20 protein-coding genes are annotated in these 24,202 nt (G+C 68.5%); 11 read left to right on the forward strand and 9 right to left on the reverse strand.

Going from position 1 to position 24,202, the window contains the following annotated elements; translation table 11 throughout:
• Positions 1-24 precede the first annotated feature (24 nt).
• From IFT82_RS03720 to IFT82_RS03740, 5 genes are all read right to left on the reverse strand, one after another.
• On the reverse strand, positions 25-1,239 hold the full coding sequence (locus tag IFT82_RS03720) for a dihydroorotase (RefSeq protein WP_192124663.1): 1,215 nt from the start codon (positions 1,237-1,239) through the stop codon (positions 25-27).
• A complete protein-coding gene (locus IFT82_RS03725) occupies positions 1,236-2,225 on the reverse strand; it encodes an aspartate carbamoyltransferase catalytic subunit (protein WP_192125070.1) in 990 nt (329 codons plus the stop codon). The genes IFT82_RS03720 and IFT82_RS03725 overlap by 4 nt, the downstream gene beginning before the upstream one ends.
• A 47-nt stretch (positions 2,226-2,272) precedes the next feature.
• The gene (locus tag IFT82_RS03730; protein ID WP_192124665.1) at positions 2,273-2,824 is read right to left on the reverse strand and encodes a hypothetical protein; all 552 of its coding nucleotides are present in this window, start codon (positions 2,822-2,824) and stop codon (positions 2,273-2,275) included.
• A 113-nt stretch (positions 2,825-2,937) separates the two neighbouring features.
• Positions 2,938-3,396 carry a Holliday junction resolvase RuvX gene (ruvX, locus tag IFT82_RS03735; protein WP_192124667.1) on the reverse strand — a complete coding sequence of 153 codons (459 nt, stop codon included), beginning with the start codon at positions 3,394-3,396 and terminating at the stop codon, positions 2,938-2,940.
• Complete coding sequence (locus IFT82_RS03740; protein WP_192124669.1) at positions 3,393-4,541, reverse strand: DUF3089 domain-containing protein; 1,149 nt, start codon at positions 4,539-4,541, stop codon at positions 3,393-3,395. The genes ruvX and IFT82_RS03740 overlap by 4 nt, the downstream gene beginning before the upstream one ends.
• Positions 4,542-4,652: 111 nt before the next feature.
• On the opposite strand from IFT82_RS03740, the gene gatC reads away from it, so the two are divergent.
• The 8 genes from gatC to IFT82_RS03780 all read left to right on the forward strand — a co-directional run bounded on the left by gatC (position 4,653) and on the right by IFT82_RS03780 (position 14,858).
• On the forward strand, positions 4,653-4,955 hold the full coding sequence (gene gatC / locus IFT82_RS03745) for an Asp-tRNA(Asn)/Glu-tRNA(Gln) amidotransferase subunit GatC (protein ID WP_192124671.1): 303 nt from the start codon (positions 4,653-4,655) through the stop codon (positions 4,953-4,955).
• A gap of 1 nt (position 4,956) precedes the next feature.
• Positions 4,957-6,441 (forward strand): Asp-tRNA(Asn)/Glu-tRNA(Gln) amidotransferase subunit GatA, encoded by a 1,485-nt coding sequence (gene gatA / locus IFT82_RS03750; RefSeq protein ID WP_192124673.1) that lies wholly within the window; start codon positions 4,957-4,959, stop codon positions 6,439-6,441.
• The gene (locus IFT82_RS21280) at positions 6,435-7,550 is read left to right on the forward strand and encodes a glycosyltransferase (protein WP_192124675.1); all 1,116 of its coding nucleotides are present in this window, start codon (positions 6,435-6,437) and stop codon (positions 7,548-7,550) included. The genes gatA and IFT82_RS21280 overlap by 7 nt, the downstream gene beginning before the upstream one ends.
• The gene (gatB, locus tag IFT82_RS03760; protein ID WP_192124677.1) at positions 7,543-9,018 is read left to right on the forward strand and encodes an Asp-tRNA(Asn)/Glu-tRNA(Gln) amidotransferase subunit GatB; all 1,476 of its coding nucleotides are present in this window, start codon (positions 7,543-7,545) and stop codon (positions 9,016-9,018) included. The genes IFT82_RS21280 and gatB overlap by 8 nt, the downstream gene beginning before the upstream one ends.
• Positions 9,019-9,177: 159 nt before the next feature.
• Entirely contained in the window at positions 9,178-9,804 is a 627-nt protein-coding gene (locus IFT82_RS03765) for a peptidylprolyl isomerase (protein ID WP_192124679.1), read from the forward strand.
• Between the two features lie 207 nt (positions 9,805-10,011).
• Entirely contained in the window at positions 10,012-11,544 is a 1,533-nt protein-coding gene (locus IFT82_RS03770) for an aminoacyl--tRNA ligase-related protein (RefSeq protein ID WP_192124681.1), read from the forward strand.
• Positions 11,487-12,620, forward strand: a complete 1,134-nt coding sequence (locus tag IFT82_RS03775; protein WP_342355036.1) for a potassium channel family protein — start codon at positions 11,487-11,489, stop codon at positions 12,618-12,620. The genes IFT82_RS03770 and IFT82_RS03775 overlap by 58 nt, the downstream gene beginning before the upstream one ends.
• Before the next feature lie 45 nt (positions 12,621-12,665).
• Positions 12,666-14,858 carry a ribonuclease R family protein gene (locus IFT82_RS03780; RefSeq protein WP_192124683.1) on the forward strand — a complete coding sequence of 731 codons (2,193 nt, stop codon included), beginning with the start codon at positions 12,666-12,668 and terminating at the stop codon, positions 14,856-14,858.
• Positions 14,859-15,045: 187 nt separating this feature from the next.
• Here the strand turns inward: IFT82_RS03780 and IFT82_RS03785 are convergent, their stop codons facing one another.
• On the reverse strand, positions 15,046-16,845 hold the full coding sequence (locus IFT82_RS03785; RefSeq protein ID WP_192124685.1) for an ABC transporter transmembrane domain-containing protein: 1,800 nt from the start codon (positions 16,843-16,845) through the stop codon (positions 15,046-15,048).
• Positions 16,846-17,013: 168 nt separating this feature from the next.
• On the opposite strand from IFT82_RS03785, the gene IFT82_RS03790 reads away from it, so the two are divergent.
• Positions 17,014-18,231, forward strand: a 1,218-nt coding sequence (locus IFT82_RS03790) for a polyhydroxyalkanoate depolymerase (protein WP_192125074.1), incomplete at its 3' end; no start/stop codon positions are given.
• A 3-nt stretch (positions 18,232-18,234) separates the two neighbouring features.
• Here IFT82_RS03790 and IFT82_RS03795 read toward each other — a convergent pair.
• The 3 genes from IFT82_RS03795 to IFT82_RS03805 all read right to left on the reverse strand — a co-directional run bounded on the left by IFT82_RS03795 (position 18,235) and on the right by IFT82_RS03805 (position 20,626).
• Positions 18,235-18,717: a pyridoxamine 5'-phosphate oxidase family protein gene (locus IFT82_RS03795; RefSeq protein WP_192125076.1), complete on the reverse strand. Its 483-nt coding sequence runs from the start codon at positions 18,715-18,717 to the stop codon at positions 18,235-18,237.
• 248 nt (positions 18,718-18,965) lie between these two features.
• Positions 18,966-20,144 (reverse strand): acetyl-CoA C-acyltransferase, encoded by a 1,179-nt coding sequence (locus tag IFT82_RS03800; RefSeq protein ID WP_192124687.1) that lies wholly within the window; start codon positions 20,142-20,144, stop codon positions 18,966-18,968.
• A 47-nt stretch (positions 20,145-20,191) separates the two neighbouring features.
• Positions 20,192-20,626 (reverse strand): MaoC family dehydratase, encoded by a 435-nt coding sequence (locus tag IFT82_RS03805; protein WP_199860333.1) that lies wholly within the window; start codon positions 20,624-20,626, stop codon positions 20,192-20,194.
• 158 nt (positions 20,627-20,784) lie between these two features.
• On the opposite strand from IFT82_RS03805, the gene putA reads away from it, so the two are divergent.
• Positions 20,785-23,742, forward strand: a complete 2,958-nt coding sequence (gene putA, locus IFT82_RS03810) for a bifunctional proline dehydrogenase/L-glutamate gamma-semialdehyde dehydrogenase PutA (RefSeq protein WP_244646472.1) — start codon at positions 20,785-20,787, stop codon at positions 23,740-23,742.
• A 119-nt stretch (positions 23,743-23,861) separates the two neighbouring features.
• The gene (locus IFT82_RS03815) at positions 23,862-24,143 is read left to right on the forward strand and encodes a CsbD family protein (RefSeq protein ID WP_192124694.1); all 282 of its coding nucleotides are present in this window, start codon (positions 23,862-23,864) and stop codon (positions 24,141-24,143) included.
• The last annotated feature ends 59 nt before the right edge of the window (positions 24,144-24,202 follow it).

Consider the following 24,202-nt stretch of genomic DNA (forward strand, 5'->3'; position numbering starts at 1 on the left):
GGGTGGATTTCAGGTCATCACACTCTACAGCGCCCGGCCGCCCTTCCACAGCCGCAGCACGCGGCCCTGCACGGGCAGGCCGTCGAACGGCGTGTTCCCGGCGGAGGCGAACGCCTCGCCATCGATCCGCCATGGTGCGCCGTCGTCGAACAGGACCAGATCGGCGGGCTGACCCGTCGCCAGCCGGCCGGTGTCGATCCCCAGTATCCGCGCCGGATTGGCGGCGAGCAGCGTGAACAGCCGGTCGAGCGTGACCAGTCCGTCGCGCACCAGCATCAGTGCCAGCGGCAGCAGCGTCTCCGCGCCCGCCATGCCCGCGGCGGCATCGGCGAAGGGCAGGCGCTTTTCCTCCGCGCCATGGGGGTCGTGGCCGGAGGCGATCACGTCGATCGTCCCGTCCGCCACCGCCGCCAGACAGGCGCGTCGGTCCGCCTCGTCGCGCAGGGGCGGCGAGAGGTGGGCGAAGGTGCGGAAATCGCTCATCGCGATATCCGACAGGTGGATATGCGCGGGCGTGATCCCGCAGGTGACGGAGACGCCGCGCCGCTTCGCCGCCCGGATCAGGTCGATCGCGGCGGCGGTGGTGACCTGCCGGATGTGCAGGCGTGCGCCCGTCTCCTCGGCCAGCATCAGGTCGCGCGCCACCGCCAGCGCCTCGGCGATCGCGGGGGCGGCAGGCAGGCCGAGCCGGGTCGCGGTCTCCCCCGCCGTCGCGACCGCGCCGGCGGTCAGCCCGCCATCCTCGGCATGGGTGACGACCGCCAGATCGAGATCGCGGGCATAGGACAGGACGCGCGCCATGACCTGCGCATCGGCGATCCAGCCGCGCCCGGTGGCGACGGCATGGGCGCCGGCCTGCTGGCAGAATGCCATCTCGGCCAGTTCGCTGCCCGCCAGCCCGCGCGTGGCGGCGGCGAGGGGGTGAATCCACAGATCGGGGCGACCGACCAGCGCGGCCCGCTGGACGATGCCGGGATCGTCCAGCACCGGCGACTGATCGGGCATCAGCGCGATCCGGACGATGCCGCCGCGCCGGCACGCCTCGCGATCGACGCCGAACACGCCGAGATCGACGATCGCGGGGGCGAGCAGCCTGCCGCGTCCGTCGACGACCTCTGCGTCCGCCGGCACCTCGACCGCGCCGATCGCGGCGATGACGCCGTCCCGCACCAGCAGCGCGCCGGATTCGACCCGGTCGGGCAGCACCAGCCGCACATCGGTGATCGCCACCACGCTCATGCCCAGCCCTCCACGCCGCGCGCCCGGCGGGTGAGCACGTCGAGGCACGCCATCCGCACCGCCACGCCCATCGCCACCTGTTCGGTGATCGCCGATTGCGGCCCGTCCGCCACCACCGAATCGATCTCGATCCCCCGGTTCATCGGGCCGGGATGCATCACCAGCGCATCGGGCTTCGCGCGCTTCAGCCGTTCCGGCGTCAGGCCGTAGCGCAGCCGGAATTCGCGCGGGGAGGGGACGTAGCCGCCATCCATCCGCTCGTTCTGGAGGCGCAGCATCATCACCACGTCCGCCCCCTCCAGCGCCGCATCGAAATCGGTGAAGGGCTGGACGAACATCCGCTCGATCGCGGGCGGCATCAGGGTGGTGGGCGCGCAGACCCGCACCTCGGCCGCCAGCGCGGTGAGCGACAGGATGTTCGACCGCGCGACGCGGCTGTGCAACAGGTCGCCGCAGATCACCACGCGCTGCCCGGCGATGCTGCCGCGCCGCCGCCGGATCGTCAGCGCGTCGAGCAGCGCCTGGGTGGGATGTTCGTGGCGACCGTCGCCGGCGTTCAGCACCGGACAGTCGACCTTGTCGGCGATCAGCTTCACCGCGCCCGAACTCATATGGCGGATCACCAGCACGTCGGCACGCATCGCGTTCAGCGTCTGCGCGGTGTCGATCAGCGTCTCGCCCTTCTTCACCGAGCTTTGCGCGGCGTGCATGTTGACCACGTCGGCGCCCAGCCGTTTCCCCGCGATCTCGAACGACAGCAATGTCCGCGTGCTGTTCTCGAAAAAGGCGTTGATCTGGGTGAGGCCGGCAAGGGGCGCGTCGCCGCGCGCATGGGTGCGGTTCGCCTCCACCCAGCGGTCCGCCTCGTCGAGCAGGAACGCGATCTCGTGCGGTTGCAGCCCCTCGATCCCGGTCAGGTGCCGGTGCGGGAAGACGGCAGACCCTGCGATCAGGGCGGCGGGGCGGTGATCGGACGGCGACAGCATCGTCGCGGCGGGTAGCGAAGCCCGCCGCATGGGGCAAGCGAGCTTGCTCAGACGTGTTCGTCGACGACCGTTCCGAGCGGGGTGAAGACGTTCTGCCCGCCATGATCGTCATAGGGGCCGTCGACACCGAAACGTTCGCGCATCCGGTCGAGCAGCGCGGCGGCCGCGCTGCCGCGCTGGGTGGATTGCGCGTCGGTTTCGGCCGCCGCCTGCCGGTTCGCGCCGGCCGGGTCGCGATCGTCGCGGTCGACCGCCGCATCGGCAACCGCCGTCTCGGCAACGGCTGTCTCGGGGGCGGCCGGATCGGGGGCCGTCGCATCGGCGAGCGTCCGGTCGAACAGCCGGATCATCTCCGCCGCCTCGTCGGGATCGATCGTGCCGGCACGGACCTGACGCTGCACCAGCCAGTCGAACTTGTAGCGCAACGTGGTTTCCGCACCCCGGTCGCGTCCCTCGTCGGGCTGGTCGCGACCGGACCGGTCCTCGCCGGGATCGCCCTGCGCGAAGGACGTCGTGGGCTCGACCACCGGGCGCACCGGGGCGATGCCGGTGATGGCGGCTGACGGGGTATTCCCCGTGACGGGGGTCATCATGTTCATCGCGTACGGCCCTCTTCGCAAACGGCTGCACCCGAGACGATAACCGCCAACTCGTTGACGATTCGTCAGGAAACATGGTGTACGGCGCGCGGGTTCCGCGCACCGCCCTGCGATCAGGCGGCGACCAGCGCGTCGATCGCGGCCTGCAGGATGTGCGCGGCGGCGAGATTGTCGATCCGCTCGGCCCGCTTGGCCCGGCTCATGTCCTGTTCGATCATGAACCGCTCCACCGCGACGGTCGACCAGCGCTCGTCCCACAGCAGGATCGGGCCGAGATCGTCGAGCAGCCGCGCCATGCTGCGCGTCGCCTGCGAGCGGGGGCTTTCGCTGCCGTCGAGGTTGAGGGGCAGGCCGACGACGAGGCCGCGGACATGCTGTGCAGCCATCAGGTCGACCAGCTGCGCCTTGTCCTTGGCGAATTTCGTGCGGCGGATCAGCAGCGCCGGGCTGGCGAAGCTCCAGCCGGCATCGCACAGCGCGGTGCCGATCGTCTTGGTCCCCACGTCCAGCCCGATCAGCCGGCCGCCATCGGGCAGGGCGGCGCGGAACACCGCGCGATCGGTGGTGATCATCGTCTTTTCCCCGGCACGCGCTTCGCCGCCTTCTTCACCGGGCGCCATGCCGCCAGCCGCCGGCCCGCGTCCGCCCGCACGTTCGCCCAGAACAGGCTGTAGTCGTAGACATGGTAGTTGTTGCCCGGCAGCACATAGGGGCCGACATCGGGTGCCTCGCCGATGAACAGGAACCCGCGCTCGCCGCAGCGGGCGGGGACGCGGGCGGGCGTCAGATCGGCGGTCGACAGATCGGCGGCCGGGAAGAGCGTGCCCAGATTGGCGGTCGCCGGCGCGGTCGCGTCGGCGGTGCCGGTCAGGGGGTTGGTGCAGACCATCGGCGTGCCGCGACGGGGCTGGCCGTCGAATCCGCGCGTCATGTCATAGGTGTCGACGATCAGCGACAGGTCGGCGGGTTCGGCGAAGCTTTCCCACGACAACAGGCAGCCCGCCTGATCGGGGGCGGTGCATTCCGGCAGGCCCATGCGCGGCAGATCGGTGGCGCGCGACACCGGCCAGCCGACGACATAGGCGGCGACGATCCGGCGGGCGAGCGTCGGGTCCTTCGCCACCCGGTCACGCAGCAGCCGCGTCAGGTGCAGCGCACCCTGGCTGTGGCCGGCGAGGATGATCGGCCGGTCGGGCGCGACCTGCCGCAGGAAACTGTCGAACGCGGCATCCACGTCCTCATACGCCAGTTGCAGCGCCCGTTCGGCATCGGCGACGCTGGTCAGGAAGGCGCCGAACGTCGCCTGACGGTAACGGGGTGCCCAGATCTCGCCCGCCTCGTTGAACGCGCTCGCCTGGCCGCGCAGGAACAGCGCGGCGCGATCGTTGGTCTCGGCATCGTCGATCGGCGCGTTCCAGTGATCGCGGCTGACATAGGAGGTGGGGTGGATGAAGAAGATCGCCGCGCCGCCCGGCGTCGCGCGCGGGGCGAAGCCCGCAGGCGTCCACAAGGCGGGATTGCCGGGCAGATCGGGGCGGGCGAGCCACATCGCGCGATCGTCATACGCCTTGCCCGGCACATCGGGCTGCGCCCTGAATTCCTCCTTGGGAACCAGCGTCATCCGGATCAGGTCGTTGCCGTAGAACCGGTACGTCAGGGCACCCGCGATGGCGAGTACGATCAGCCCCGCGACCAGATACAGGAATTTGCGCGCCACCCATTCACTCCGTTCCGGCGTCTCCTGCCGCACCCGGCGGATACGCGCAATCGCGATGGTGCAGCGCAAAAGCGTTGCGCGGCCGGGATGCGCGATGCTAGCCGCAATGGCATGTCCGTCGACACCGCCACCGTCAAGAAGATCGCCAGCCTCGCCAGGCTCGCCATCACCGATGAGGATGCGAGCCGCCTCGCCCCCGAACTCGGCAACATCCTCCACTGGATCGAGCAGCTCGAACAGGTCAATACGCAAGGGGTCGAGCCGATGACGGCGGTGATCCCCAACAGCCTGCGGCTGCGCGACGACGTGGTGAACGCCGATCCGCTGACCGGCGGCGGCATCCGCGACCTGTTGATGAAGAACGCGCCGCAGGCCGAACACGGCTTCTTCACGGTGCCCAAGGTGATCGAATAGCATGACCGACCTGACCGATCTGGGTATCGCCGCCATCCGCGACGGCTTCCGCGCGGGAGATTTCACCGCGCGTGACGTGGCGGCGGCGTTCAACGCCAACATCGCCGCCGCCGACGCGCTCAACGCCTTCCTCGTCAAGACGCCCGACCATGCGCTGGCCGCCGCCGACGCGGCCGATGCCGCGCGTGCCGCCGGTGACGCGCCGAAGCCGCTGGCCGGCGTGCCGATCGGGATGAAGGACCTGTTCTGCACCACCGGCGTCGCGACGACGGCGGCGAGCCATATCCTCGAAGGCTTCGTGCCTCCCTACGAATCGACCGTCTCGCAGAATCTGTGGGATGCGGGCGCGGGGATGCTCGGCAAGCTGAACATGGACCAGTTCGCGATGGGATCGTCGAACGAGACCAGCGCGTTCGGCAACGTCATCTCGCCGTGGCGGCGCAACGACGGCGGCAACGCGGCGCTGGCGCCGGGCGGGTCGTCGGGCGGGTCGTCCTCGGCGGTCGCGGCCCGGCTGTGTCCGGGCGCGACGGGCACCGATACCGGCGGCTCGATCCGCCAGCCCGCCGCCTTCACCGGGATCAGCGGGATCAAGCCGACCTATGGCCGCTGTTCGCGCTGGGGCACGATCGCCTTCGCCTCGTCGCTCGACCAGGCGGGGCCGATGGCGCGCGACGTGCGCGACTGCGCGATCATGCTGGGCGCGATGGCCGGGTTCGACCGCAAGGATGCGACCTCGCTGCACCTCGACGTGCCGGCATGGGAGGCGGGCCTGTCCGCCAACCTGACCGGCAAGCGGATCGGGATCCCCAGGGAATACCGGGTCGACGGGATGCCCGCCGAGATCGAGGCGCTGTGGCAGCAGGGCATCGACTGGCTGCGCGATGCCGGGGCGGAGATCGTCGAGGTGTCGCTGCCGCATACCAAATATGCGCTGCCCGCCTATTACATCATCGCACCCGCCGAGGCGTCGTCCAACCTCGCGCGCTATGACGGGGTGCGTTACGGCCTGCGCGACCTGCCGGAGGGGGCGGGGTTGCAGGATATGTATGCCGCGACCCGCGCCGACGGTTTCGGCGACGAGGTGAAGCGCCGGATCATGATCGGCACCTATGTGCTGTCGGCCGGTTTCTACGACGCCTATTACACGCAGGCGCAGAAGGTGCGGACGCTGATTGCCCGCGATTTCGAGCGGGCGTGGGAACAGTGCGACCTGCTGCTGACGCCGACCGCGCCATCGGCCGCGTTCGGGCTGGGCGAGAAGTCGGACGATCCGATCGCGATGTACCTGAACGACGTGTTCACCGTGCCGTCGTCGCTGGCGGGATTGCCGGCGATGAGCGTGCCGGGCGGACTGGATCATCAGGGCCTGCCGCTGGGCCTCCAGATCATCGGCCGGCCGCTCGACGAGCAGGGCGTGCTGAACGCCAGCCTCGCGATCGAGGAGCGCGCGGGCTTCGTCGCCCGGCCGGACCGCTGGTGGTAGAAGCGGGGGGGCGTCGCCCCCGGCTCTACGTCCATCTTCCGTTCGGTCGCAACGCGGTCAAATACCGGAAGCAGTTCGAGGAGGGGACCGAGCCCGACGAAAGCCCCTATGGCTTTCACCGCGCCGCCGAGTGCGGATTCGAGGTGACCTATTCGGACGACGATTTCCGGCCGCTGTCGCGCAAGATCGCGCGGTGGGACGAGCGCACGATCCGGCTCGACATGCCCCATGCGCTGTTCAACCGGCGGCGGATGGCGGCGGCGGACATCATCGTCACCATGTCCGAATGGGACGCGATGGCGGCGCAGTTGCTGATGGTGATGGGCCTTGTGCCGCGCAAGCCGATCATCGGCACCGCGATCTGGGTGATCGACTGGTGGGAGTCGCTCAACGCCGGGCGGCAGTTCCTGTACCGCAACCTGTTGAAGCGCATCCCGCTGTTGCTGACGCATACGCAGCCCTGCCTCGACGCGTGCCGCCGCAGGCTGCCCGGGGTGAACGCCGCGCTGATGCATTTCGGCATCGCCGCCGAGAACTTCGCTCCCCATGCGGCCGAAGGGGATGCGCGCGGCGTGACGCGCATCGTCGCGGCGGGCAACGACATGACCCGCGACTGGCAGGTATTGCTCGATGCGTTCGGCAACGATCCGGATTACGAGCTGGTCATCATGAACCGGGAACTGCCCGACGATCTGCTGACGAAATACAGCAACCTGACGATCCCGCGCAGCCCGCCGCTGGCCGAATGGCGTCGCCTGTATGCCAGCGCGACCTATATCGCGGTGCCGATGCGCGATAACATCTATTCGGGGATCACCGTCGCGCTGGAGGCGATGGCGATGGGTATTCCCGTGATCGCCTCGCGCACCGGCGGTGTGCCGACCTATATGGCGGAGGACGAGGCGTTGTTCGTGCCCCCCGGCGATGCGGCGGCATGGAAGACGGCCGCCCGGTCGCAGACGCCGGACGAACGGCGGGCGATGGCGGAACGGGCGCAGGCGCGGTTCCGCCGCGACGATTATTCGACACTGGGTATGATGCGCCGATACGCGCGGTTCAGCGCGCCGTTGATCGGCCGCGAAGAGAAGAATGGACGGATCGATGGCTGAGCAGGCGTATATGGTCGAGGGCGCGACGGGCGCATGGGAGGTCGTGATCGGCCTGGAAGTCCATGCGCAGGTGACGTCGCAGGCGAAGCTGTTCTCCGGCGCGGCGACCGCGTTCGGGGCGGAGCCGAACACGCAGGTGTCGCTGGTCGACGCGGCGATGCCGGGGATGCTGCCGGTGCCCAATGCCGAATGTATCCGGCAGGCGGTGCGCACCGGCATGGCGATCGGCGCGACCATCAACAAATGGTCGCGGTTCGATCGCAAGAACTATTTCTACGCCGATCTGCCGCAGGGCTATCAGATCAGTCAGCTCTATCACCCGCTGGTCGGCGAGGGCGCGATCGACATCGCGCTCGACGAGAAGGACCCGGACGGCTCGCAGAAGTCGATCGGGGTGGAGCGTATCCATGTCGAGCAGGATGCCGGCAAGCTGATGCACGACCAGCATCCGACGCGTTCCTATGTCGATCTCAACCGGTCGGGCGTGGCGCTGATGGAGATCGTCAGCCGCCCGGACATGCGTTCGCCCGCCGAGGCGGGGGCCTATCTGCGCAAGCTGCGCTCGATCCTGCGCTATGTCGGGTCGTGTGACGGCAACATGGAGGAAGGCTCGATGCGCGCCGACGTGAACGTCAGCGTGCGCAAGCCCGGCGACGAACTCGGCACCCGGACCGAGACGAAGAACGTCAACTCGGTCCGCTTCGTGATGGCGGCGATCGAGTACGAGGCGCGCCGGCAGGTCGAGGTGCTCGAATCGGGCGGCCGCATCGTGCAGGAAACGCGGCTGTTCAACGTCGAGAGCGGCACCACCCGGTCGATGCGCTCGAAGGAAGACGCGCATGATTACCGGTACTTCCCCGATCCCGACCTGTTGCCGCTGGAACTGGAGGACGCGTTCCTCGACGATTGCCTCGCGTCGCTGCCGGAACTGCCCGATGCCAAGCGCCGCCGCTATCAGGCGCTGGGCATCAGCGCCTATCAGGCGGACGTGCTGACCGCCGAGGTGGAGAGCGCGCGCTGGTTCGACACGTTGCTGGATGCGGGAGCGGAGCCGGTGCGGGCGGCGAACTGGGTGACGTCGGAACTGTTCGGCGCGCTCAACCGGCTGGGCCGCTCGATCGTCGACAGCCCGGTGGGGCCGGCGCAGGCGGCGGAACTGCTGGCGCTGGTCGCGGACGGGACGCTGTCGGGCAGCCTCGCCAAGCAGGTGTTCGAGGTGATGCTGGAGACCGGCGATGCGCCGTCGAAGATCGTCGAGGAACGTGGCCTGAAGCAGACCAGCGACACCGGCGCGATCGAGGCGGTGATCGTCGAGGTGATCGCGAAGAACCCGAACCAGCTGGGCCAGTATCGCGGCGGCAAGGAAACGCTGTTCGGCTTCTTCGTCGGCCAGACGATGAAGGCGATGGGCGGCAAGGCCAATCCGGCGGTGGTCAACGAGTTGCTGAAGAAGGCGCTGGCGGGCTGAACGGATAGGGCCGGCCCTTATCCTGCATCCCTTCCCGGCGGAGGCCGGGGTCCAGTGGGGAAGGGCCGATGATAGAACGCGAAGGTCCGCCCAACTGGACCCCGGCCTCCGCCGGGGAAGTGTCTGGCTTTGCGGGTGAATGTGAACGGGAGAGCGGCGATGCGGTGGATGCTGACGATGGCGCTGGGGCTGGTGGCGATGCCCGCCGTTGCGCAGGTGACGCCGCCTGCCGCGCAACCGGCCACGTCACCGCTGCCGCGTGTCGCGATCGTCACCAGCGCCGGCCGGATCGTGGTGGAGGCGGATACGCGCGCCGCGCCGGTCAGCGCGAACAACTTCCTGCGCTATGTCGATCAGCGCAAGCTGGACGGCACCAACTTCTACCGCGTGGTGAAGGTGGCGGACAAATTCGGGTTCGTGCAGTTCGGCTCGAACGGCGACGGCAAACGCTCGCTGCCGCCGATCAGGCATGAGCCGACCAGCACCACCGGGCTGAAACATCTGGACGGCACCCTGTCCACCGCGCGCCTTGCCCCCGGCACCGCGCGGGGCGAGTTCACCGTCTCGGTCGGGGACCAGCCGTCGTTCGATGCGGACCCCACCCGCCCCGGCGACAATCAGGGCTATGCTGCGTTCGGCCGGATCGTCGAGGGGATGGATGTCGTGCTGCGGATCTTCGATGCGCCCGTCTCGCCCGACAAGACGGTGCGCGGCGCGTTCAAGGGCGAGGTGCCGACTGCGCCGGTCACGGTTCTTACCGCGCGGCGGCTGCCGGTCACGCCCTGAGAGGCTGTTTGGAAACTCGCAAAAGGGCGAGTTTCAAGGCGGTGCCGGCCCGCTCCCCCTCCCGACCACCCACAGCGTATCCTGAATGGGTGGTCGGGAGGGGGAGCGGGCCGGCACCGCAAAACGCGCCACGGCGCGTTCTCAAACAGACCCTGATCGGAACGAACGGGCTGGCGAAACCGGCCGGCATCGGGCAAGCGGGCGGGCATGAAGCACGCCCTTTCCGTCACGCGCGAGGCGGACTTTGCCGCCTGGTATCAGTCCGTCATCACCGAAGCCGACCTTGCCGAGGAATCCGGCGTCCGCGGCTGCATGGTCATCCGCCCCTGGGGCTATGGCATCTGGGAACGCATCCAGCGGCTGCTCGACGACCGGATCAAGGCGACCGGACACGAGAACTGCTATTTCCCGCTGTTCATCCCGCTCTCCTATTTCGAGAAGGAGGCGGAGCATGTCGAGGGGTTCGCCAAGGAGATGGCGGTCGTCACGCATCACCGGCTGGTGGCGGACGGCAAGGGCGGGCTGATGCCCGATCCCACCGCGAAGCTGGAGGAGCCGCTGGTCGTGCGGCCGACCTCGGAGACGGTGATCGGCACCGCCTTTTCGCGCTGGGTGCAGTCGTGGCGTGACCTGCCCGTGCTCATCAACCAATGGGCGAACGTGGTGCGGTGGGAGATGCGGACGCGGATGTTCCTGCGCACCACCGAATTCCTGTGGCAGGAAGGGCATACCGCCCATGCCACCGCCGACGAGGCGGTGGAGGAGACGTTGCGGATGCTGGAGGTCTACCGCGAATTCTCCGAAACCTGCCTCGGCGTGCATGTGATCGCGGGCGAGAAGCCGGAGAACGAGCGATTCCCCGGCGCGGTCTCGACCTATTCGATCGAGGCGATGATGCAGGATGGCAAGGCGTTGCAGGCCGGCACCAGCCATTTCCTCGGCACCAATTTCGCCCATGCCCAGAATATCAAGTTCCAGAACAGCGCGGGCGAGTTCGAACTGGCGAACACTACCAGTTGGGGGGTGTCGACGCGGATGATCGGTGGCGTCATCATGGTCCACGGCGACGACGACGGCCTGCGCGTGCCGCCGGCGATCGCGCCGTGGCAGGTGGTGATCGTGCCGATGCTCCGCGACCAGCCCGAAGACGCGGCGATCGTGGACTATTGCCGCAGCCTGCAAAAGGAACTGGCGGCGCAATCGGCGCTGGGCGAGCCGGTGCGTGCGCTGCTCGACCTGAAACCCGCCAAGGCCGCGACCAAGCGCTGGGGCTGGGTGAAGAAGGGCGCGCCGATCGTGATCGAGGTCGGCGGGCGCGACGTGGCGGGGGGCAACGTGTCCGTCATCCGTCGCGACCGGCTGTACCGCGAGGACGGCAAGCTCGATTCGGCGGTGATGCCGCGCGGCGATCTGGTGGCGGGCGTCGCGCAGACGCTGGCCGATATCCAGGCAACGCTGCTGGCGCAATCGACCGAGCGGCTGCGCGCGCAGATCGTGCCGGTCGACGATTTCGCCACCGTCGAGGCGCATTTTGCCGACAGCGTCAGGAACCCCGGCTGGGTCGATGTCCGCTGGTCGAAGCCGACCGGTGCGGCGCTCGACGCGGTGGTGGAACGGCTGAAGGCGTTGAAGCTGACGATCCGCAACGCGCCGCTGGGCCAGACGCATGGCGATCACGGCCCGTGCATCTTCACCGGCGAGCCGGCGGTGGAGCGCATCCTGATCGGGCGGGCATACTGACGGACGCCCGTCGCCCGATCCGTCGCCGCGCGCTGCCGCCGGGACAGGTGGCGGCGCAGGCCGCGCTGTCGGCGGTGCGGCCGCGCTTCTATCGCGCGGGGCGGCTGGGGCCGCTGACGACGCTGGCGATCCGGGCGGTCGCGGTGCTGGTGCTGGTCGGAATCGCGCTGGGCGGGCACTGGATCGACCGGGACGGCCTGCGCGACAACAGCGACGGGGCGGTCACGTTCCTGGATATCGTGTATTTCACGGTCATCACGGTGACGACGGTCGGGTATGGCGATATCGTGCCGGTATCCACCTCGGCGCGGATGTTCGACACGTTCGTCGTCACGCCGATCCGCATCTTCGTGTTCCTGATCTTCCTGGGCAGCGCGTACAGCTTCATGTTGCGGCAGGGATGGGAAAGGTGGCGGATGGGCCTGATACGACGCGAACTGAAGGATCACGTGATCGTCTGCGGCTATGGCCGGTCGGGCACGGCAGCGGTCGCCGAACTGCTGGAACGCGGGCACGACCCCGGCGACATCGTGGTGGTCGACGAACGCGCCGACCGGCTGCGGCTGGCGGAGGAACTGGGCGTGGCCACCGTGGAGGGCGATGCGACGCACAACCGCGTGCTGTCGATCGCCAAGGTCGAGGCGGCGGCGCAGGTGATCGTGTCGCCGGGGCGCGACGATACCGCGGTGCTGATCGTGCTCACCATCCGCCGGCTATCACCCCATGCCGGCATCGCGGTGGCGATCGCAGCGATCGAGAACGAACTGCTGGCGCGCGATGCGGGGGCGACGATCATCGTCAATCCGGTCAGCTTCGGGGGGCAGTTGCTGGCGCAATGCACCGCCGGGCCGCACATCGCCGACTATATGGCCGATCTGGTGACGCGGGGTGGCTCGGTCGAACTGCGCGAGCGCGCGGTGCGGCCGGACGAGATCGGGCGATCGGTGCGCGAGATCGTCGGCGGGCAGGTGCTGCGCCTGTATCGCGGCGATCGGGCAATCGGGTTCTGGGAGCATGAGGCGATGGCGCTGGCGGCGGGCGACACGGTGATCGAGGTGGTGCAGGCAGGGAAGTAGGGCGGGCAGGGTGACGCGGGCGGTCGCGCGCCCTATCTGCTGTCGATGCCTCGACCCACACCCGGCCTGCCGACCCGTCCGCAGATCCTCCACTTCATCGAAACCGCCGACAAGCCCGCCGGCAAGCGTGAGATCGCGCGCGCCTTCGGCCTGACCGCGCAGCAGAAGATCGCGCTCAAGGCGCTGCTCAAGGACATGGCGGACGAGGGGCTGATCGATGGCGGCCCCGGCCGCGCCTTCCACAAGATGGGCGGCGTGCCCAAGGTGACGGTGCTGCGCATCGTCGATGTCGATGACGGCGGCAATGTATGGGCGGTGCCCGACCGGTGGGAAGCGGAGACGCCCGCGCCGCGGCTGCGCGTGCGCGACCGCAAGAAGGGCGCGCTGGGGATCGGCCAGCGTATCCTCGCCCGGACCGAGGACGCCGGGCAGGGCCTGATCGCGCATCCGATGAAGATGCTGGAAAAGGCGTCGGAACAGATTCTCGGCGTGCTTCGCGAGGAAGGCGGCAAATACTGGCTGACCGGGGTCGAGAAGAAGGAGCGGCGCGAATTCGCGGTGTTCGATCGCGGCGACGCGGCGGCGGGCGATCTGGTGCTGTGCGACCTCGCCGGTCGTCCCCCCGGCCTGTCGGTGCGGGTGGTGGAGCGGCTGGGCGATCCCTTTGCGCCGCGTTCCTTCTCGCTGATCGCGATCCACAAGCTGGGCATTCCCGACGTCTTTTCCGAGGCCGCGCTGGAAGAGGCGGAGCGGGTTGCCGCGCAGCCGCTGGGCGAGGGGCGCGAGGACCTGCGCGACCTGCCGATCGTCGCGATCGATCCCGCCGACGCGCGCGACCATGACGACGCGGTCTGGGCCGCGCCCGACGACGATCCGACGAACGAAGGCGGGTGGAAGGCGGTGGTCGCGATCGCCGATGTCGGCTTCTACGTCCGCCCCGGTTCGGCGCTGGACAAGGAGGCGCGCGCGCGCGGCAATTCGGTCTATTTCCCCGACCGGGTCGTGCCGATGCTGCCCGAAATCCTGTCGGCGCACGTCTGTTCGCTGGTCGAGGGCGAGGATCGCGCCGCGCTGGCCTGTCATCTGCAGGTGTCGAAATCGGGCGCGCTGAAGGGCTGGCGCTTCACCCGCGCGGTGGTGCGGATCGCGGCCAACATCGCCTATGAGGATGCGCAGGCGGTGATCGACCGGGGGGAGGGGGACCTGCTGCCCGTGCTCCGCCCGCTATGGGCATGCTGGCACGCGCTGGCCAAGGCGCGGGACGCGCGCGAACCGCTCGACCTCGATCTGCCGGAACGCCGGGTCGTGCTGGACGAGAAGGGGCGCATCCTCTCGGTCGCGCCGCGTGAACGGCTGGATGCGCACCGGCTGATCGAGGATTACATGATCGCCGCCAACGTCGCCGCCGCCAAGGCGCTGGAGGCGAAGAAGGCACCGGTGATGTACCGCGTCCACCTGCCGCCCAGCCGCGAGAAGCTGGTGGCGCTGAAGGATTATCTGGAGACGTTCGACGTGCCCTTCGCGCTGGGGCAGGTGGTGAAGCCGGCGACGTTCAACCATATCCTGACCCGGATCGGCGAGGCGGATTTCCGCCCGCAGGTGATGGAGCAGGTGCTGCGCACCCAGACGCAGGCTTATTACGCCCCCGCCAATCAGGGGCATTTCGGCCTGTCGCTGGGCAGCTACGCGCACTTCACCTCGCCGATCCGGCGTTATGCCGATCTGGTCGTCCACCGCGCGCTGGCGGGCGCCTATACGCTGGGGCCGGGCGGGCAATTGCCCGATGGCGACGAGATGGAGCGGATCGGCGAGGGGATCAGCCGGCTGGAACGCCGCGCGATGGAGGCGGAGCGCGATACCGTCGATCGCTATGTCGCCGCCTTCCTGTCGGAACGGGTGGGGGACGAGGTGGATGCCCGCATCACCGGCGTGCAGAATTACGGCTTCTTCGCCACGGTCGAGGGGATCGGTGGCGACGGGTTGATGTCGGTCCGCGATCTGGGCGGCGAGTATTTCCGCTTCGACGAGGCGGCACGGACCTTGGTCGGAGAGACGAGCGGCGATGCCTATGCGCTGGGGCAGCGGCTAAGGCTGCGGCTGGCGGAGGCGAACCCGGTGTCGGGCGCGCTGCGGTTCGAACTGCCCGGCGGCAAGGCGGCGGCACCGCCGCGCGGGCCGCGCGTGCTGAAGCGGCGGGGCCGGCCGGCCAATATCCGGCATCAGGGCAAGCGGCGATGATCCATCGCAGGATGGCATCGGCCTGACCCCCAATCCGTCATTGCGAGCGCAGCGAAGCAATCCAGGGCGTCCTGATCCGGCCCTGGATTGCTTCGCTGCGCTCGCCATGACGGACATCAGGCCCCATCATTTAACCGTCATCGTTTCGGTGCCCTGACGATGACGGGATCGGTTGGGTGATCGCCCGTCACGCTCCGGCGTGGAACTGCAATCCCGCCAGCCGCGCATAGAGGCCGCCGCCCGCGATCAGATCGGCATGGGTGCCCTGCTCGACGATCCGCCCCTCGTCCATCACCACGATCCGGCCGGCGGCGCGGACGGTGGCGAGGCGGTGGGCGATGACGAGCGTGGTGCGATCCGCCATCAGCCGTTCCAGCGCTTCCTGCACCAGTCGCTCGCTTTCGGCGTCCAGCGCGCTGGTCGCCTCGTCCAGCAACAGGATGGGGGCATCGCGGAGCAGCGCGCGGGCGATCGTCAGCCGCTGGCGCTGCCCGCCGGACAGGCGCGCGCCGCCTTCACCCAGATAGGTATCGAGACCATCGGGCAGGCGGCGCAGGAATTCGGCGGCGTTGGCTGCCTCCGCCGCGTCCCACAGGGCATCGTCTCCCGCTTCCCAGCGGCCATAGCGGAGATTGTCGCGCGCGGAGGCCGCGAAGATCACGGTTTCCTGCGGCACCATCGCGATCCGCGCGCGCAACTGCGCCGGATCGGCATCGGTCAGGGGGACGCCATCGACGAGGATGTGCCCCTGTTCGGGATCGTAGAAGCGCTGTGCCAGCTGGAACAGCGTCGACTTGCCCGCGCCGGAGGGGCCGACCACCGCCACCGTCTGGCCCGGTGCGATATCGAGCGAGAAGCCGTCGAGCGCGAGGATTTCGGGGCGGGTCGGATAGCGGAAGCCGACCCCCTCGAACCGGATCGCCCCGCGTGGCGGCACCGGAAAGGCGACGGGGTTCGCCGGCGCCGCGATCTCGGGCACCTCGCGTTCCAGTTCCGCGAGCCGGCTGGCCGCACCGGCCCCGCGCAGCAGGTCGCCATAGACTTCGGTCAGCGCGCCGAACGCCCCCGCGACGATGCCGCCGGTCAGCACGAACGCCGCGATCGATCCGCCGCTGAGGCGGCCGGCGGCGACATCGACCGCACCCTCCCACAGCACCAGCGTGATCGACCCGAAGACCAGGCCGATCACGGTCGCCGTCATCACCGCGCGCAGCGCGTTGCGGCGGCGCGCGGCGGCGAAGGTCGCCTCCACCGCGGTGCCGAAGCGTGCCGCCTCACGCGGTTCCTGTCCGAACGCCTGCACGATCCGCATCGCGCCCAGCACCTCGGTGGTGATCGTCCCGACCTCGGCGATGCGGTCCTGCGAGGCGCGCGAATAGCGGCGGACGCGCTTGCCCAGCACCGTCATCGGCAGGATGATGAGCGGGATGCCCAGCGTCAGCATCCCCGCCAGTTTCGGCGAGATGACGAACAGGTAGATCAGCCCGCCGATGCCGGTGAACATGTTGCGCAGCGCGATCGACACGGTGCTGCCGACGATCATCTCGATCAGCGCGGTATCCGAGGTCAGGCGCGAGGCGATCTCCGACGGGCGGTTCTCCTCGAAGAAGCGGGGGCTGAGGCGCAGCAGGTGGCGCTGCACGTCCGTCCGGATATCCGCCACCACCCGTTCGCCCAGCCACGAGACGTAGTAGAAGCGGATCGCGGTGGCGACCGCGAGCACCACGACGATCATCAGCAGGTAATGGAACGAGGTGGCGAACGACGTGCCCCCCTGACCGGCGAAACCCCGGTCGATCACCCGCTTGAAGCCATAGGGGATGCCGATCGTCGCCGCCGAGGTGGTGAGCAGGGCGGCGCCGGCGATCGCGATCCGGCCGGGATAGCGACGGGCATGACGCCAGACCATGCCGAGATCGCCGAGGCGGCGGCGGTCGTCCGCCGGCGGGGTCCCGGTGGGGGCGGGCGGGGTGTCGCGTCGGGCCATGCGCCTGCGCCTAGCAGCGCGGGGCACCCCGCTCAACGCCGCGTATCGTTCGGTAACGATCGATGTGGTAGACGGGGTGGCATGGAGCGTTTGCCGCCGGGCGGACGTTGCCGATAAGTAATTAGGCACTTCGTCCAGACACGCCTATCTTGGGCCAAAGGATACCCGATGCTTTACCACGCCTATGAAATGCAGCGTTCCATGATGGCCGGCGCCAGCGCCATGGCCAATTTTGGTGCGGGTCTGCTGCAGAACCCCGCCAATCCCTTCGCTTATCTGGGTGGCGGCGCGATCGTCGGCTCCGCGCTGGAAGTGTTCGCCCATGCCGCCGCCCCGCGCGGCAAGCCCGCATTCGGGTTCACCCATACCAGCATCGACGGGCGCGACGTGCCGATCCACGAGGAGATCGTGCTGCGCAAGCCGTTCGGCCAGCTCAAGCGGTTCCGTCGCGAGGGGGTGGAGGGTGGCCCCAGGCTGCTGATCGTCGCGCCGATGTCGGGCCATTTCGCCACGCTGCTGCGCGGCACGGTGGAACGGATGCTGCCCTTCGCCGACGTCTACATCACCGACTGGCGCGATGCGAAGCTGGTGCCGATGTCGGCCGGGCGTTTCGATCTGGACGATTACGTCGATTATCTGGTCGAATTCCTGACCGCGATGGGCCGTGACGGCGACCCCCGTTCGCACATGCTGGCGGTGTGCCAGCCCTCCGTCCCCGCCTATGCCACCGCCGCGGTGATGAGCGCGGATGCCCACCCCCATCGCCCGCTGACGCTGACGATGATGGGCGGCCCGGTCGACACGCGCGAGGCGCCGACCGCGGTCAACACGCTGGCGACCAAGCGGCCGCACAGCTGGTTCGAGCAGAACGTGATCGTGACGGTGCCGGGCACCTATCCGGGCAGCGGCCGTCAGGTCTATCCGGGGTTCCTGCAACTCGCCGGCTTCATGTCGATGAACCTCGGCAACCACATGATCAGCCACTGGGGGATGTTCAAGCATCTGGTGCAGGGCGACGGCGAGGGCGCGGACGCGACCAAGGGCTTCTACGACGAATATCGCTCGGTCTGCGACATGACGGCGGAATTCTATCTCCAGACGATCGACGTCGTCTTCCAGACCCATGCCCTACCCAAGGGCGAATATATCCATCGCGGCAAGCGGGTCGATCCCGCCGCCATCACCGATATCGGCCTGCTGGCGATCGAGGGCGAACGCGACGACATTTCCGGGCTGGGCCAGACCAAGGCGGCGCTGACGCTGGCGACGGCACTGCCCGATGACAGGAAACAGTATCTGATGGCCGAAGGCGTCGGCCATTACGGCATCTTCAACGGTTCCAAGTGGCGCGACCGCATCGCGCCGGTGCTGGAACAGTGGATGACGNGATCAGGCGATCGAGCCGACCTTCGCATGGCTCGACGATTCGTCCTGATGGATCGTGCCACCGAACAGCATCTTCACGCGGCCCGACAGCGAGATATCGGTTTCCCACAGTTCCGCCGAGCTGACGTCGAAGCGGAGCAGCGCGAGGTTGGGGTCCGCCTTGCCGCCCGGGAACCATGCCTCGACATTGTTGTCCCACAGCTTGTCGATCTGCGCGCGATCATTGTCCTGCCGCAGGTTGCCGGCGAGGCAGGCGAAGAAATCATGGCCCTTGCCGACGAACTGCACCATCGCCTCGCCACCGCCGGCGGCGCGGTTGTCCTTGCCGGCAAAGACGAACAGCGTGTTGGGCTGATCGTCGTCGAGGCGGACGTACATCGGCTCGCTATGCTGGCCGTTGGTCAGGCCCAGCATGACATAGGGGCTGGCCTTCACCTTCTCGATGAACTTCGCGGCGATTTCCTGCGGGCTGTCGTGGTCGGCCATGTGCTGCTCTCCTTTGATGGGGTTGTCGGGAGAACGAGAGGGGCGGGCGTTGGTTGCGCCTGTGGTCGCGTTGTCGCGGCCAAGCCGATGACATAAGCGGATTCACTGTCGATGCCCCGTCCCGGCGATGGCTCGAACGCGAAAAACCCCGGCCGCTGGCACGACCGGGGTTCGGTAGCTCAGGAAGCAGGCTTCATGAGCCTCGCCTGATGTACTAATTATGGCACGTCGAACATATCAAGACGACCTTACAGCACCTCGAACAGCCCGGCCGCGCCCATGCCGCCGCCGACGCACATCGTGACGACGACGTATTTCGCGCCGCGACGCTTGCCCTCGATCAGCGCGTGGCCGGTCATGCGGGCGCCGGACATGCCATAGGGGTGGCCGATCGAGATCGCGCCGCCGTCGACGTTCAGCAACTCGTCGGGGATGCCCAGCTTGTCGCGGCAATACAGCACCTGCACCGCGAACGCCTCGTTCAGTTCCCACAGGCCGATGTCGTTCATCGTCAGGCCGTTGCGTTCCAGCAGCTTCGGGATCGCGAAGACCGGGCCGATGCCCATCTCGTCCGGCTCGGTGCCCGCCACGGCCATCCCGACATAGCGGCCGAGCGGGGTCAGGCCACGACGGTTCGCCTCGTCCTCGCTCATCAGCACCGAGGCGGAGGCGCCGTCCGACAATTGCGAGGCGTTGCCGGCGGTGATCGTCGCGTCGGGACCGAGCACGGGCTTCAGCGCGGAAAGACCTTCCAGCGTGGTGTCCGCGCGGTTGCCCTCGTCCTTCGACAGGGTGACCTCCCTGTGCGTGACCTCCTTGGTCTCCTTGTCGACGATCGCCATCGTCGCGGTGACGGGGACGATCTCGTCGTCGAAGCGGCCGGCGGTCTGCGCGGCGGCGGTCCGCTGTTGCGAGCGCAGGCTGTATTCGTCCATCTGATCGCGGGTGATGCCATAGCGCTTGGCGACGACTTCGGCAGTTTGGAGCATCGGCATGTAGATGTTCCTGTGCATCGCCAGCAGTTCCGAGTCGGGGGCGATGTTCATCTTGGGCGTCTGGACCAGGCTGATGCTGTCGACGCCGCCGCCGATGGCGATCTCCATGCCGTCGACCACGATCTCCTTCGCGGCGGTGGCGATCGCCATCAGGCCGCTGGCACATTGCCGGTCGAGCGACATGCCCGATACCGTGGTCGGCAGGCCGGCACGGAGCAGCGCGGTGCGCGCGATGTTGCCCGCCTGATGCCCCTGTTGCAGGGCGGCGCCCCACACCACGTCGTCGACCTCGCCGCCATCAAGTCCGGCGCGCTCGACCGCCGCCTTGATGGCGTGCGAGGCGAGCGTGGGGGAAGGCAAGTTGTTGAAGGCGCCGCGATAGGCACGGCCGATCGGCGTGCGGGCGGTGGAGACGATGACGGCGGAACGCATGGACGTATCCTTTCAGATTTGCTCTATTGACGCAGGGGCAGGTGGGATCAGACCACGATCAGCGTGATCCATTCGGCGATCAGGGCGGGGGTGTCCTGCCCCTCGATCTCGGCGGTGAAGGCAACCAGATGGTGGAAATTGCCCGGTTTCCGTTCGTCGAAGGCCAGGGTGACGAAGCGGCCGCGCACGCGCGATCCGCTGCGTACCGGTGACAGGAAGCGCAGCTTGTTGGCGCCGTAGTTCACCGCCATCCGCATCCCCTCCACCACCGGTGCGTCGGCGACGCTGGCGGCAAGGCGGGGCATCAGCGACAGGGTGAGGAAGCCATGCGCGATCGTGCCGCCGAACGGCGTCGCGGCGGCGGCGACCGGATCGACATGGATGAACTGCCGGTCGCCGGTCGCGTCGGCAAAGGCATCGATCATCGCCTGATCGACCGTCACCCAATCGCCGAACGCCTCGGTGCCGACGCGCTGGCGCATGTCCGCGATGCTGATCGTCGCCACCTGATTCCCCTCCGGCCCTATTTCGCGCTAGACGCGTACCGTCCTGTAGCCACGGGGTCATGTCCGCGGCAAGCCCTCGCAAGACCGGAACCTTGAAGATGACGACTGCCGTAACGTCCGAAGCCCGTAAAAGCATGAATAATCTGTACCGGGCCCCCGAACCCGATGTTCTAAAACCGCTGCTGGATCGCGCCGCGACCAGCCCCGATTCGAGAAGCCGGATCATCGGCCACGCATCGGGCCTGCTCGCCGACCTGCGCAGTGCCCAGAGCCGGGGCTGGGTGAACCAGTTCCTGCAGGAATACCGGCTCAATTCATCCGAGGGGATCGCGCTGCTCAGTCTGGCGGAGGCGTTCCTGCGGGTGCCCGATCCGGAGACCGCCGATCTGCTGATCGCGGACAAGCTGGGCGATGCCGACTGGCGCGCGCATACCGGCAAGTCGTCGTCGCGACTGGTCAACTCCGCGACCTGGGGACTGGTGGTCGGCCGCGTACTGGTCGGCGAGGGCGAGGCGGGGCCACTGAAGCGGCTGATGGCGCGGGCGGGCGAACCGTTCGTGCGGCAGGCGGTGGGCGCCGCGATGAAGATGATGGGCGAAATCTTCGTGATGGGGCGCACCATCGACGAAGCGATGCGCCGGATGAAGAAACCGGAAAACAAGGGCTTCACCGCCAGCTTTGACATGTTGGGTGAGGCAGCGCGGACCTTTGCCGATGCCGACCGCTATTTCCGGGCCTATGTCGGGGCGATCGATGCGGTGGGCAACGATCCGGCCGCTGGCCATTCGGTATCGGTGAAGCTGTCGGCGCTGCATCCGCGCTACGAAGTCGCCCGCTGGAACGAATGCGTGCCGGCGCTGACCGGGATGCTGGAGGCACTGGCCGTGCAGGCGGCGGGCAAGGGCATCGCGCTGACCGTCGATGCGGAGGAATCCGAACGGCTGGAAATGAGCCTCGACATCATCGGCGGCGTCGCGGCGCTGCCGTCGCTGAAGGGCTGGGACGGGTTTGGCATGGCGGTACAGGCCTATGGCAAGCGCGCGCGGGCGGTGATCGCCTGGGCGGACGGGCTCGACCGGATCATGAACGTGCGGCTGGTGAAGGGCGCCTACTGGGACAGCGAGATCAAGCGCACGCAGGTCGAGGGGCTGGCCGATTATCCGCTGTTCACGCGCAAGGCGGCGACCGACGTGTCGTATCTGGCCGTGGCGAAGGACATGCTGGCCGCGCGCAACATCCGCCCCGCCTTCGCCAGCCACAACGCCCTGACGGTGGCGACCATCCTGGAATGGGCCGGCAACAGCCGGGATTTCGAGTTCCAGCGCCTGCACGGGATGGGCGACGGCCTGTACGAGCGGCTGGTGCGGGAGAACGGCCATCATTGCCGTATCTATGCGCCGGTCGGCGGACACCGCGACCTGCTGGCCTATCTGGTCCGCCGGCTGCTGGAGAACGGCGCCAATTCCAGCTTCGTCCACCAGTTGGCCGATGCGCGGCTGACCGAGGACGAGATCCTCGCCGATCCGGTCGCGAAGATCGCCGGCGTGGGCGGTTCGCGCCATCCCTCCATCCCGCTGCCGGTCGACCTGTTCGGCGCGGGGCATCGCAATTCGGGCGGGATCGACCTGAGCGATGTCAACATATTGGCGCGGACTGTTGAGGTGGTGAACGATACCGGCCTCGTTCGTCGCGCGGGGGCTGTCGCCAACGCTCCGGCGGATGCGGCGGGGCTGGTCCGGGATGCCGTATCCCGTGCCCATGCCGCGTTCCCCGGCTGGTCCGCCACCACCGTCGACGATCGTGCCGCCTGTCTCGACCGGCTGGCCGACCTGCTGGAGCAGGATCGCGACCGGCTGATGGCGATTTGCGTGCAGGAGGCGTTCAAGACGATTCCCGATGCGATCGGCGAGGTGCGCGAGGCGGCGGATTTCTGCCGTTACTATGCGCAGCAGGCGCGGATGCACCTGCGCGCCATCGAACTGCCGGGGCCGACCGGCGAGCGTAACATGCTGCATCTCGACGGACGCGGGGTGTGGGCGACGATCGCGCCGTGGAACTTCCCGCTTGCGATCTTCCTGGGCCAGACGGTGGCGGCGTTGGTCACGGGGAACACCGTGGTGGCCAAGCCGGCGCCGCAGACCCCGCTGATCGCCCAGGCCGCGGTCGAACTGGCGCACCGCGCCGGGGTGCCGCGCGATGCGCTGGTGCTGGTGACCGGCGGGCCGGACGTCGGCGCGGCGCTGACCGGCGACGTGCGGGTGGCGGGCGTCGCCTTCACCGGATCGACCGCGACCGCGAAACGGATCGCGCGCACGCTGGTGGAGGACGACGACCGGCCGATCGTTCCGCTGATCGCGGAAACGGGTGGAATCAATGCGATGATCGTCGATTCTACCGCACTGCCTGAACAGGTGGTGGCGGATGTGGTCGCCTCGTCCTTCCGTTCGGCAGGGCAGCGCTGTTCCGCGCTCAGGCTGTTGCTGGTGCAGGAGGAGGTGGCCGACACCGTCATCGGGATGCTTGCCGGGGCGATGGACACGCTGCGGATCGGCGATCCGGGCGATCCCGCGACCGATGTCGGCCCGGTGATCGACCGGGCGTCCTACGACAAGCTGATGGCCTATCGGGCCAATCCGAAGGGGCAGACGCTGAAGACTCTGGCGGTGCCGGCGGAGGGGCTGTTCGTGCCGCCGACGCTGATCCGGCTGACGGCGATCGAGGAACTGGACCGCGAATGGTTCGGACCAATCCTGCATGTCGCGACCTGGCCCGCCGGCAAGTTGACGGAGACGATCGCGCGGGTGAACGCCAAGGGATATGGCCTGACGATGGGGCTGCACAGCCGCATCGCCCGCGCCGCCGAGGTCGCGGAGGCGGAAGCGGCGGTCGGCAATCTCTACATCAACCGGTCGATGATCGGCGCGGTGGTGGGATCGCAGCCGTTCGGGGGCGAGGGACTGTCGGGCACCGGCCCCAAGGCGGGCGGGCCGCATTACCTGTATCGCTTCTGTGCGGAACGCGCGGTGTCGGTGGATACGACCAGCGCCGGCGGCAATGCGACCCTGTTGTCACTGGACGAGGGCGGCATCTGAGCGTCCGTCCGGACAAGGGCCGATCGACAAATCGTTACGGCACGGCACCGAATGGCGTCAGGCTCGTTGTGCTGCCCTGACGGCATTCACGGGGAATGCAACGACATGGGAGACCGACGATGAACGCAACGACCCTCAACGGCGACGCACAGGACCTTGGCGGCAACGTGAAGGAGACGATCGGCAAGGTGACCGGTGATCGCTCGTTGCAGAACGAAGGGATCGCGGATCAGCTGGCCGGCAATGCCCGCCAGATCGCCGGTGCGGCCAAGGACGCGTTCAGCAATCCCGGCCCGGTGGTGGAAAAGGCCAAGGGCTTCGCGCAGGCGCGCCCCTATGCCACCGCGGCGCTGGTCGGCGTGGTCGGGCTGGCGGTGCTGAACAGCCTGCGCGGCAAGTAACACCCGGTCTGCGTACCCGATATGCCGGTCGGCGAGCGATCGCCGGCCGGCATTTTCGC

Source organism: Sphingomonas sp. CFBP 8760 (genome assembly GCF_014841615.1).
Lineage (GTDB): Bacteria > Pseudomonadota > Alphaproteobacteria > Sphingomonadales > Sphingomonadaceae > Sphingomonas.